Annotated in this window: 11 protein-coding genes and 1 pseudogene; 3 read left to right on the top strand and 9 right to left on the bottom strand. The window is 43.4% G+C overall.

Features of this window, described 5'->3' with window-relative positions:
• Together H6F92_RS13810 and pyrE are read right to left on the bottom strand one after the other, a co-directional pair.
• Positions 1–257 (bottom strand): helix-turn-helix domain-containing protein (locus tag H6F92_RS13810; protein WP_190356818.1); only part of this gene is annotated, 257 nt, incomplete at its 3' end.
• A gap of 436 nt (positions 258–693) precedes the next feature.
• Positions 694–1,383: an orotate phosphoribosyltransferase gene (gene pyrE, locus H6F92_RS13805; RefSeq protein WP_190358377.1), complete on the bottom strand. Its 690-nt coding sequence runs from the start codon at positions 1,381–1,383 to the stop codon at positions 694–696.
• Between the two features lie 53 nt (positions 1,384–1,436).
• Here pyrE and H6F92_RS13800 point away from each other — a divergent pair, with 53 nt between their 5' ends.
• Both H6F92_RS13800 and H6F92_RS13795 read left to right on the top strand, forming a co-directional pair.
• On the top strand, positions 1,437–1,889 hold the full coding sequence (locus H6F92_RS13800; protein WP_190358376.1) for a porin: 453 nt from the start codon (positions 1,437–1,439) through the stop codon (positions 1,887–1,889).
• A 109-nt stretch (positions 1,890–1,998) separates the two neighbouring features.
• Positions 1,999–2,784, top strand: a complete 786-nt coding sequence (locus tag H6F92_RS13795; protein ID WP_190358375.1) for an SWIM zinc finger family protein — start codon at positions 1,999–2,001, stop codon at positions 2,782–2,784.
• Between the two features lie 120 nt (positions 2,785–2,904).
• Here the strand turns inward: H6F92_RS13795 and topA are convergent, their stop codons facing one another.
• Together topA and H6F92_RS26810 are read right to left on the bottom strand one after the other, a co-directional pair.
• Positions 2,905–5,541 (bottom strand): type I DNA topoisomerase, encoded by a 2,637-nt coding sequence (gene topA / locus H6F92_RS13790; protein WP_190358374.1) that lies wholly within the window; start codon positions 5,539–5,541, stop codon positions 2,905–2,907.
• 175 nt (positions 5,542–5,716) lie between these two features.
• Positions 5,717–6,010 (bottom strand): hypothetical protein, encoded by a 294-nt coding sequence (locus H6F92_RS26810; protein WP_265795757.1) that lies wholly within the window; start codon positions 6,008–6,010, stop codon positions 5,717–5,719.
• A 416-nt stretch (positions 6,011–6,426) separates the two neighbouring features.
• Here H6F92_RS26810 and H6F92_RS13785 point away from each other — a divergent pair, with 416 nt between their 5' ends.
• The gene (locus tag H6F92_RS13785) at positions 6,427–7,041 is read left to right on the top strand and encodes a DUF938 domain-containing protein (protein ID WP_190358373.1); all 615 of its coding nucleotides are present in this window, start codon (positions 6,427–6,429) and stop codon (positions 7,039–7,041) included.
• 551 nt (positions 7,042–7,592) lie between these two features.
• Here H6F92_RS13785 and H6F92_RS13780 read toward each other — a convergent pair.
• The 5 genes and pseudogenes from H6F92_RS13780 to H6F92_RS26060 form a co-directional block, all read right to left on the bottom strand.
• The gene (locus H6F92_RS13780; RefSeq protein ID WP_190358372.1) at positions 7,593–8,450 is read right to left on the bottom strand and encodes an Rpn family recombination-promoting nuclease/putative transposase; all 858 of its coding nucleotides are present in this window, start codon (positions 8,448–8,450) and stop codon (positions 7,593–7,595) included.
• Complete coding sequence (locus tag H6F92_RS13775; protein ID WP_190358371.1) at positions 8,451–8,546, bottom strand: plasmid maintenance system killer protein; 96 nt, start codon at positions 8,544–8,546, stop codon at positions 8,451–8,453.
• Positions 8,534–9,403, bottom strand: a complete 870-nt coding sequence (locus H6F92_RS13770) for an Rpn family recombination-promoting nuclease/putative transposase (protein ID WP_190358370.1) — start codon at positions 9,401–9,403, stop codon at positions 8,534–8,536. Before H6F92_RS13770 ends, H6F92_RS13775 begins: the two co-directional genes overlap by 13 nt.
• Positions 9,404–9,571, bottom strand: coding sequence for a hypothetical protein (locus H6F92_RS13765; protein ID WP_190358369.1), 168 nt, complete (start codon positions 9,569–9,571; stop codon positions 9,404–9,406). It lies immediately after the preceding gene.
• 22 nt (positions 9,572–9,593) lie between these two features.
• Positions 9,594–9,872 (bottom strand): annotated as a pseudogene (locus H6F92_RS26060) (hypothetical protein); the annotation flags it as partial.
• Positions 9,873–10,015: the final 143 nt, after the last annotated feature.

Genomic DNA, 10,015 nt, shown 5'->3' with positions numbered 1-10,015 from the left:
TCTGTGGCTTTTTTATGATTTCCATTTTTTCTCCCATCTTCTAGACTTTCTAAATTGTTAGGATCGCCGTGAACACACCAAGGGGCGACCGTTTTGAGTGAACAGCCAATAAACTCAGCTATTTCTCGTTGAGTTTTTCCGTCGTTTAGCAAGAGAAACATTAAAATTCTTTCCCTAACCTCTGCTCTTTCTTCTTCTTTAAGAGCTTTTTGTAAGTTTTTCTTTTCTTCTAAGTCTAGGAAATCTTTGGCTGGCATAAGTAGGATTTTTCTCAAGTTACTATTTCTATTTTAGGTGGTTTAAGTGCGTTTTAGCTTAGCAACCTAGGTTAGTTAGGGTCTGAATCTATCAATGTTCCCATCTGTTTCTTAGCGCCGACAACCTCAGTTAGTTACCAATTATTCACAGGAAAAAAATACAGCCATTTTCTCAAGACAACATCCGATAAGTTTTACCGATTGTTAAAACCCAGTTATCGAGCGTTTCTCGCCAATCGCCGCTATTTAGGGTTTGCTGAAAAAATCTAAAAACCCTGTTGGGTAAGACTTTTAGACTTTTTGTTAATCAAAAAGTACCAGGCATGGGAGTGATCAGGGGGAAAATTCCGGGACTTTTTCCCTGAAAATTAGGTAATTGGCCACCTCAAAACTGGTAAAACCCCCCTGCCCCCAGGAAAAACTTTTTCAGCATACCCTATTTATGATGATAAGCCGCCTGTAGGTCCCGAATCGAAAACAAAGCTTGAAACTGTATTCCCTGAGATTGGTAAAATTCCGCCCCTCCTTGTTCTCTATCCACCAAAGCAATGATTAAATCTACTTGATAACCCGCATTGCGTAATCTTTCTACCGCTACCATGGCACTTTTCCCCGTTGTCACCACATCTTCGAGGACGACCACCGCGGCCCCGGGGTTTAAAGTCGGCCCCTCGATATAAGCCATGGTTCCGTGACCTTTTGCCTCTTTGCGGACGATTAAGGCTGGAATCGGGCGATTTTCGTAGGCAGATACCACACTAACGGCGCTGACAATCGGATCCGCCCCTAGGGTTAATCCTGCCACCGCTTGGGTATCTGGAGGCAGTAGAGACAGCAATAAACGCCCGACGGCTAAAGCTCCCTCCGCAGTGAGGGTAACTTGTTTACCGTTGATATAGTAGCTGCTTTTTTGCCCTGAAGACAGGGTGAAATCCCCTTCCCGATAGGCAAGACGGACAAGAGCATCGAGGAGAAATTGACGCAGGGAAGCAGTATCGAGATTCGCTACCGAGGAATTAGCCATATTTTCAGGATTGGGAGCCTGACTGACTCCAAAATTTCGGTTACAATTAAGCCAAAAGTCATTATATATTGACTCGATCGCTAGTATTGATTTCTTTCTCATCCCATTGACGCGATTTTTTAATTAACCCTATCCCTGTGAGGAGATTTTTACCCATGCGCGCTAAATTTTTACTTCCTTCCCTGTTTTGTTTAACCGGTTTAGTCTGGTTGAGTTCGTCTAGTGCGATCGCCCAAAATTCACCCGCCACTACTCCCGCACCGGTAAAAACCCAACAATTGCAACTTGTCCCCTCTCCCGATACGGCGGTGAGATTTAATAATATCCCCGGTTTATTTAACCGGGCTGTTAATAACAATACGGGGCGTTTCTACGACTACACCAACATTTTAGGACAGTTAAACTCTCTTTTTGGTTGGCGTACTTTTCCCCAAGGTTCCTATTTCGATAATCTGATTACTAGGGATGCTAAATTGACCGAAACTTTATACTATGATGTCATGCAGCAGCAACAGTCTGGCCCCTTAATTCGCACCCAAGATTTATCCAATCCCTTCGATACTTCCCTACAGGAAAATCCCAGTTATTTAAGCCCCGGCGGATTTTAATCAGTGAGCAGTAATCAGTGAGCAGTAATCAGTAATCAGTAATCATAGGTAACTCAAAATATATCTTTTGGTTGGTAACGAAGCTGATCAGCTGTAGGGTAAATAAAAAATGACAGAACAAGCTTGGTGGGTACAAAAATGGTTAGAACTACTCGATTCCTATCGCTTTAAAAAACGTTTGGAACGAGCTAGACTGTACGCTAGAGAAGGCAATGTTTTAAGTATTGACTTTGAAGACTCGCAAGTTATTGCTAGAGTACAAGGCAGTGAATCCGAACCTTATCTAGTGGATTTATCCCTAGCGGCTTTTAGTGATGAAGAATGGGATTATATTATTAAGCTTCTCTCCAAAAAAGCCATTTATTCCGCTCAATTGCTCACCGGACAAATGCCCGATCATATCGAGCATGTTTTTATCGATAGTGGGGTGAATTTGTTTCCCTTTTCCCTAGCTGATATTCGCTCTCGTTGTACCTGTCCCGATCAAGCCAACCCCTGCAAACATATAGGAGCAGTATACTATCAATTGGGCGATCGTTTTAGTGTCGATCCCTTGCTGCTTTTGCAACTGCGCGGCCGAACCAAAAGCCAAATTCTGGAAGCTTTACGAGAAAAACGCTCCTATTCCTCTGATAATCAACCTTTAGCAGTCAGTGAACCCCCGACAGTAGTTGAAAAAACTGCCCCCGACAGCGCTATCGATCGCTTTTGGCAGTACGATGAAGAGCTAGATCCCTCCCTAGTTGTCATCACACCGGGGAGTGAAAATCAAACCATTCTCAACATTTTAGGCAATTTTCCCCTCGCTGCCCCCGAATCGGATGCCATAGAACAATTTTTAAAACCAATTTACCGACAAATTCCCCAAGAAGCGATGGCGATTGCTTTACAGTAGGGAATTTGGGGTATGGGAGCAGCCCGTTCAAAGTGGTGCAAAAGACAAAAAAGCCAGCCAGATTTGTCGCCGCATCAGGTGAGGAATTGACCAGGGAGAAAATCGCCTCACCAGTAACCGCTAAACCGTCTTACTTTTGCCAGTTTTACTGCCTGGGGAAGTAGTTTTTTTAGTGGTGCTAGAAGTAGTTTTCTTGGTGGTGGTTTTCTTGGCAGTGGTTGTCTTGGCTGCTAGGGCAACTAAAGCTTGTTCTAGAGTCAGGGTTTCGGCGGTTTCTCCTTCGGGAATCTTGGCGTTAGTCTTACCGTGCTTGATATAAACTCCGTAGGGACCTTCGTACAATGCCACGGATTCCCCATCGTCGGGATGTTTACCCAATTCTTTTAAAGGTGGTTTGGTAGAACCACGAGCGCCGCGAGCTTTTTTCGGTTCGGCTAATAAGGCCAAGGCTCGATCGAGGGTTATAGTTAAGACATCATCGCTGGCTTTCAAGGAACGATATTCTTTTTCTTTGCCCTCTTCCTGAACTATATAGGGGCCGAAACGACCTAAACTGGCTTTGATTTTGCCTCCGGTGAGGGGATGGGTTCCCAGCAGTCGCGGCAGTGCTAATAAACCCACCGCTTGTTCGAGGGTGATGTCCTCGGGTTTTACTCCTTTGGGTAAGGAGGCGCGTTTCGGTTTGGGATTGTCATCGCTGATATCTCCTAACTGGACGTAGGGGCCGTAACTACCCACCAGCAGATAAATCGGCTCTCCGGTGTCGGGATGAAGACCGATTTTATCCGGACCTGCGGTTTTTTGTCGCAGCAGGGTTTCTACCTGTTCGGGGTTCAGATCCGCTGGGGTTAAATCGGCGGGGATGGAAGCGGTGAGGATTTCATCGCCTCGGGAGACTTCCAGATAGGGTCCGTATTTGCCGATCTTGATAGTTGCCTGTAAATCCTCTAAAATCACCGATTTAGCGGTGCTAGAGTTAATTTGACTCTCGCGCTCTTTGACTTGGCTTTCTAGCCCCTTTTCCCCCCGATAGAAGCGATCGAGATAGGGCAACCATTGGGCGGAACCGGTGGCGATATGGTCGAGGGTTTCTTCCATTTTCGAGGTAAATTTGGGATCTACTAGGTCGGGGAAATGGTTTTCTAATAAACTAACCACGGCAAAAGCGGTGAAGGTGGGAATGAGGGTTTTATTCCGCATTTGGGCATAACCGCGATCGATAATTGTGCCGAGAATGGTGGCGTAGGTGCTGGGTCGCCCGATTCCTTCACTTTCGAGGGTTTTTACGAGGGAGGCTTCGCTATAACGGGCGGGAGGTTGGGTATCGTGGCTAATCGCCTCTAGTTTGCGACAATTGGGGGTGTCACCGACGCTGAGGGGGGGTAGGATTATTTCTTGGTCGTCGATCGCCGCTTCGGGATCGTCGGAACCTTCCACATAGGCGCGGAAAAAGCCAGGGAAGTCGATTCTTTTGCCAGAGGAGCGAAATCCGGCATTTTCTACCTGAATATTGACGGCGATCTGGGTAATGCGGGCATCGGCCATCTGTGAGGCGACGGTACGTTTCCAGATTAGGTCGTAGAGGGCGAATTCTAGTCCGCTCAGTCCGGTTTCCCGGGGCAGGCGAAAGCTACTGCCGGCCGGTCGGATGGCTTCGTGGGCCTCCTGTGCGCCTTTGCTTTTGGTGGTGTATTGCCGGGGTTGGGGACTGAGATAATTTTTTCCGTACATTTGTTCTACACAATTGCGGGCGGCGGTGATGGCCTGATCGGAAAGATGGACGGAATCGGTCCGCATATAGGTGATGTAGCCCTGTTCGTAAAGATTTTGGGCGATTCGCATGGTGTCCCGGGCCGATATGCCCAGTTTCCGGTTAGCCTCTTGCTGTAGGGTGGAGGTGGTGAAGGGGGGGGATGGTTTGCGAGTGGTGGGTTTTTCTTCGGTGTGGCTAACGCGCCAGATTTTGTCTTGGATGCGTTCTTTTAAGGCGGCGGCGGTGGCTTGATCCAAAAGTGTCACCTGGCGATCGGGGAGCAGTCTGCCAGTGTCGGCATCGAAATCGCTCCCATTTGCCACTTTTTGACCGTTTAAGGTGACTAATTTCGAGTCGAATTGATTTTTGTCCTTTTCGAGGGTGGCTTTCAGGTCCCAATAATTGGCGGTTTTAAAAGCCCGTCTTTCCCGTTCCCGTTGTACGAGCAGACGCACGGCGACGGATTGTACGCGGCCGGCGGATAAACCTTTGGAGATTTTTTTCCAGAGTAGGGGGGAGAGGGTGTAACCGTAGAGGCGATCGAGTATGCGCCGGGTTTCTTGGGCGTGAACTAAATTTTCGTCGATGGAGCGACAATTTTTTAAGGCCGCTTGGATTGCCTCTTTGGTGATTTCATGAAATACCATCCTTTTGGTGGGGACTTTCGGGTTGAGTACCTGTAAGAGATGCCAACTGATACTTTCTCCTTCCCGATCTTCGTCAGTGGCGAGGATCAGTTCGCTCGCGCCTTTGAGGGCTTCTTTTAATTCTTTGACGATTTTACTTTTGGTTTTGGGGACGACGTAGAGGGGGTCGAAATCGTTCTCCACATCCACGCCCAAATTAGCCCAGGATTTGTCTTTGTGGGCGGGGGGAACTTCTTCGGCGGAGGCGGGCAGATCGCGGATGTGGCCCATGGAGGCTTGGACTCGGTAGCCGCTAGGCAGATAATTACTGATCGTCCGAGCTTTGGTGGGGGATTCGACAATAACCAGGGTTGACATAGGAATTGATCACGAGGGCATGGCCACAGCGACTGTTTTAGTTAGACTGACAATCGTTGTTTGATGATGGGCAAAAGTTACTATTTATCTTGACCGGCTTGATTCGGGTCAAAAGCCACTTACTACGATAATAGAGATTAAAGCTGGTGTTTTGTCACTAACTTCTTAATAAAACTTAATATTTTTCTGGAGCAGGGAGATGGGGAGAGGGGAGACCACTTCGTGCGCGTTGCGGGGGGAGAGGGGAGATGGGGAGAGGGGAGACCACTTCGTGCGCGTTGCGGGGGGAGATGGGAGCAGGGAGAAGGGAGAAAAAAGCTGACACTGATGACTGATGACTGATAACTGATAACTGATAACTGATGACTGATAACTGATGACTGACTCCTAACCCAATGTTCGCTAAAGATAAGCAAAAATTATTGATTGATGCCAAAAACTTGAGAATATTTAAATTAACATTCCGCAATATTTATAAATTCTTAAAAATTAATTGAGAAAGATTTTTATTTAACAACGATGTTACAATGGTTACAGCGATTTTACTGAATTTCATAATGGGCTATTCTGTGCTTTTTTAGGCAGCAATGGTTGAAACCCTTGCCACACCTAGAAGGTTATCCTAATTAAGACGGGTAAATTAGTCAATTTCACCCACAACGATGATCTTTTTTTTGTGTAGTTTTATTGCAAAAAAAAAGTTTTTTTGACAAAAAGCACAAAGTATGATATGAAACCAACGTATTTCTGGCTGCCAGTAATTATTGCAGAGTAGGATGGGGAGAAGGGAGAATAAATAAAAATAATCCTCCTGACGACCGACGACCGACGACCGGCTACTGACTCCTAACCCCACCAACCAACTTTTTGCCGCAAACCCTAGTTATGTCTGATTTACGTCAATATGCTCCGGCAACAGAACGCAATCGTCAGCCGATTTTAGAAGTTCTCAGCCAATTTTTACCAAAGACTGGCAATATCCTAGAAATATCTAGCGGCACGGGTGAACACGCTGTTTTTTTTGCCCCTCGTCTTGCTCCTTGTCGTTGGATTCCCTCGGATTGTAACCCTCTGGCTCTAGATAGTATTCGCAGTTGGTGTGATTATTATCCTAGTTCTAATCTCGATCGCCCCCTATTTATCGATGTTCATCAGTCAGTTTGGGCGGTAGAGAGGGAAAATATCGTCATTAATGCCATTGTTAATATTAATATGATTCATATCGCCCCTTGGTCCGCTTGTTTAGCGTTAATGGCAGGAGCAAGTCGAATTCTTAATCCGGGGGGAATCCTCTATCTTTATGGTCCCTATAAACGACAGGGAAAACATACTTCTCCTAGTAATGAAAGCTTTGATTTTTCCCTTTGTTCTCAAAACTCTGCTTGGGGAGTTAGGAATTTAGAAGATGTGGTGCAAGAAGCGAGCGATCGAGGTTTACAATTGTTAGAAGTAATTCCTATGCCAGCTAATAATCTCTCGGTTTTATTTCAATTGCTTTAACATGGCAATTATCAGTAATCAGTAATCAGTGGCTTTGAGTAAGCCATCAAAAGATATTTATCAGAAAAGTCGTCATCAAGTTAGAGTTTTAAAGACTGATTTGAGCCAATTATTTTTTTTATAGCAAAGAGCGGGGTGGTTAGGACAATCAATCGCTGAAACCCTTGACCGATAAGAGTTTGAAAATTGAAAGCGTCCTAACTAACTCGTTCTATGCCATAGTAAATATTTTATACACTTTTTACCAGATCAGCAAGAGGGCTACGGCACTACTACCAAATCATTACCCAAAACTTAAGCACTACTCGAACATCTCGGTACTAGATGTTAAGTCTGATTGAACCTCTGGGTACAAATATTATCAAACATCGCGAGCGTTTTGCCTTTGTAATTCCTTGATCGCGTCGCGGGATAAATCGGTAAATCGGGCTATTTCTGGGATAGGAAAGCCAGCAGATAGCATTTTTAGGGCAATTTGTCGAGCTTTTTCCTCTTTGCCTTTTTCCTCTCCTTCCCCTAGAATATCTTGGTTGAATCTAAGGCTTTTTTATTTAATTTAACCATTGTTGCAAATCTTCCAAATCCGAAAAGTCCAACAAAGCAAGAGCTAAATTATCCAGTTGATTAGGATTTAACTGTTTAATTTTTTGTTCTATCTTGAAAGGAATGGAACCTAGTTTTAAATTTAGCTGACGCAAAATTAGGCTTTTTTTAGCGGATAATTCTCCTTCTTCTCGTCCTTCTTCTCGTCCTTCTTCTCGGCCTTCCTCTAAAGCTTCTTGATAGACTTTAGTTTCTCTTAAATCACTTAAACTAAACATTTTTTCAATCTCCTTACGGTTTAATTTGGGCAATTTATAAATGAGAATTGTCTCAATTAATTCGAGAATGTCTTGTCTTTTTAAAGACTCCTGAAATTGTTGTCTAACTTGTTGAATCAGTTCTTTTCCCTGTGCTAAGGTGTTTGGTTCCGATTCTACAATTAATTGTAACACTTTTACCCCCAGAGAATCCCCCTCACCTAACTGATTTAGATAATAACAGTTAACCCGGCCTGACTCAAAGAATTCTTGATAACGAGATTTGGGACTATTTTCAATTTCCCGATGAGGATAAATGATCACCCCTTGCCAATTGTTATTACTTTCACTCTGATGAAAATAGAGAAATATTTCACTGAAAAAGCGGGAGTAAAACCGTTCATCTTTTTGAAATTGTACCTCGACAAAGTAAATCGGATCATTCAGGTTATCGGGAAGAAAGACCCCATCTAAACGAAAAGCTAGTTGTTTAACTTCTAGGGAGGAAAATTGATAATGATTGACGGTTTCCGGGGGAAGATTGAGCAAATCAAAGAAACTTTCAGGAAAAGTCTCAAAGAGACGATAGAAAATACTGTCCGTTTTCACTCAATTTTGTCCCTCAATGACTTGTGGTACTCGTTCAATATCTAAGTCTAAAGCTTGGGCAATTTGTTCTCTAGTTAATCCTATTAATTTAACCATTGGTGCAAATCTTCCCAATCCGAAAAGTCCAATAAAGCAAGAGCTAAATTATCCAGTTGATTAGGATTTAACTGTTTAATTTTTTGTTCTACCTTTAAAGGAATAGAACCGAGTTTTAAGTTTAGCTGACGCAAAATTAGGCTTTTTTTAGCGGATAATTCTCCTTCCTCTCGGCCTTCCTCTCTGCCTTCTCGCCGTCCTTTTTCCTCTCCTTCCTCTAAAGCTTCTTGATAGACTTTAGTTTCTCTTAAATCACTTAAACTAAACATTTTTTCAATCTCCTTACGGTTTAATTTGGGCAATTTATAAATGAGAATTGTCTCAATTAATTCTAGAATGTCCTCTCTTTTTAAAGACTCCTGGAATTGTTGTCTAACCTGTTGAATCAGTTCTTGGCCTTGGGCTAAGGTGTTCGGTTCCGATTCCACAATTAATTGTAACACTTTTACCCCCAGAGAATCCCCCTCACCTAACTGATTTAGATAATAACAGTTAACCCGGCCTGACTCAAAGAATTCTTGATAACGAGATTTGGGACTATTTTCAATTTCCCGATGAGGATAAATGATCACCCCTTGCCAATTGTTATTACTCTCACTCTGATGAAAATAGAGAAATATTTCACTAAAAAAGCGGGAGTAAACCCGTTCATCTTTTTGAAATTGTACCTCAACAAAGTAAATCGGATCATTAAGGTTATCGGGAAGAAAGACCCCATCTAAACGAAAAGCGAGTTGTTTAACTTCTAGGGAGGAAAATTGATAATGATTGACGGTTTCTGGGGGAAGATTGAGCAAGTCAAAGAAACTTTCAGGAAAAGTCTCAAAGAGACGATAGAAAATACTGTCCGTTTTCACTCAATTTTGTCCCTCAATGACTTGTGGTACTTGTTCAATCTCTAAGTCTAAAGCTTGGTCAATTTGTTCTCTAGTTAATCCTAAGGCCGATAAACGGGGAATAGAGTTTAATTTAGCGGATAATTCTCCTTCCTCTAAAATATCTTGATAGATGACTGATTCTCTCATGATGTCACTCCGAAGGATTTTTTTAATCGTCTCTCGATTGTAATTCCTCGATAGTTGCGGGGGATAAATCGGTAAATTGGGCGATTTCCGGGATAGGAAAGCCAGCAGATAGCATTTTTAGGGCAATTTGTCGAGCTTTTTCTTCTTGGCCTTCCCCTCTACCTTCCTCTCTACCTTCCTCTAAAATATCTTGATAGATGACGGATTCTCTCATAATGTCACTCCGAAGAATATTTTTAATCGTCTCTCGATTTAATACTAACCCGGCGAGAATACTGGTAGCGGCAGCGAGATTAGACCTCTTGCATAATTTTTTTATGGTATAATGGAGGGTTTTGCTTTTTTCTCAATTCTTAGATTGAAGTGGAAAAAAGAATAAAATGTGATCTTAGGTCAGGAAATCATCTATAATTTTGCTATGTTTATTAGCAAAATTATGGATTA

The organism is Microcystis wesenbergii FACHB-1317, assembly GCF_014696875.1.
Lineage (GTDB): Bacteria > Cyanobacteriota > Cyanobacteriia > Cyanobacteriales > Microcystaceae > Microcystis > Microcystis wesenbergii_A.
Note: the sequence above shows the minus strand (reverse complement) of the source record. Positions and strands in the feature narration are given on the sequence as shown.

Bases quoted from the DNA above. Each gene is read 5' to 3' on its own strand.
- pyrE (WP_190358377.1), bottom strand. From the start codon at position 1,383: ATGAGAAAGAAATCAATACTAGCGATCGAGTCAATATATAATGACTTT.
- H6F92_RS13800 (WP_190358376.1), top strand. From the start codon at position 1,437: ATGCGCGCTAAATTTTTACTTCCTTCCCTGTTTTGTTTAACCGGTTTA.
- H6F92_RS13795 (WP_190358375.1), top strand. From the start codon at position 1,999: ATGACAGAACAAGCTTGGTGGGTACAAAAATGGTTAGAACTACTCGAT.
- topA (WP_190358374.1), bottom strand. From the start codon at position 5,541: ATGTCAACCCTGGTTATTGTCGAATCCCCCACCAAAGCTCGGACGATC.
- H6F92_RS13785 (WP_190358373.1), top strand. From the start codon at position 6,427: ATGTCTGATTTACGTCAATATGCTCCGGCAACAGAACGCAATCGTCAG.
- H6F92_RS13775 (WP_190358371.1), bottom strand. From the start codon at position 8,546: ATGGTTAAATTAATAGGATTAACTAGAGAACAAATTGCCCAAGCTTTA.
- H6F92_RS13765 (WP_190358369.1), bottom strand. From the start codon at position 9,571: ATGAGAGAATCAGTCATCTATCAAGATATTTTAGAGGAAGGAGAATTA.